This is a genomic window from Micromonospora sp. AMSO31t, from assembly GCF_008868175.1.
Taxonomy (GTDB): domain Bacteria; phylum Actinomycetota; class Actinomycetes; order Mycobacteriales; family Micromonosporaceae; genus Micromonospora.
In genome coordinates this window covers 1-423 of the sequence record NZ_WBKT01000360.1, presented here as the reverse complement: position 1 = coordinate 423, position 423 = coordinate 1, and the positions used below count along the sequence as shown (strand labels likewise).

The window sequence follows — 423 nt, the reverse complement described above, 5'->3', positions numbered from 1 at the left end:
CAGGTGTGGTTGCCGTACCACTTCGGTTTCGAGGGTCTGGTGACCGGCGACTCGGCCAACGACCTGTTCGGCATCAGCCTCGACCCGAACGTGCTCATCCAGGAGAGCAAGGTCGGCACCTGCGACATCCGATCCGGCCGACGCCCGAGAGGCCCGCAGCTGCTGGACCTCGTCGTCGACTACCGGCGGCGGTCCGGCGACCTCAACCCGCACTATCCGCCGCAGGTCACGACCGACGGCCCCGACCAGGAGGTCTGACCGATGCCCCACGCCAATGCCCTGTACGGGCCGCTGGATCCGGCGCCGGACGCCGGTTACGAGGACGCGCCGCCGCGGATGGGGTTCTTCACCGACACGAGTGTGTGTATCGGGTGTAAGGCGTGTGAGGTGGCGTGCAAGGAGTGGAACGGTGTGCCGCAGAGT

The 423-nt window shown here is 67.6% G+C and carries 1 protein-coding gene and 1 pseudogene; both read left to right on the top strand.

The window, feature by feature from the left end; all coding sequences use genetic code 11:
- Positions 1–258 (top strand): hypothetical protein (locus F8274_RS30940; RefSeq protein WP_151465940.1); only part of this gene is annotated, 258 nt, incomplete at its 5' end.
- A gap of 3 nt (positions 259–261) precedes the next feature.
- Positions 262–423 (top strand): annotated as a pseudogene (locus tag F8274_RS32215) (4Fe-4S ferredoxin); the annotation flags it as partial.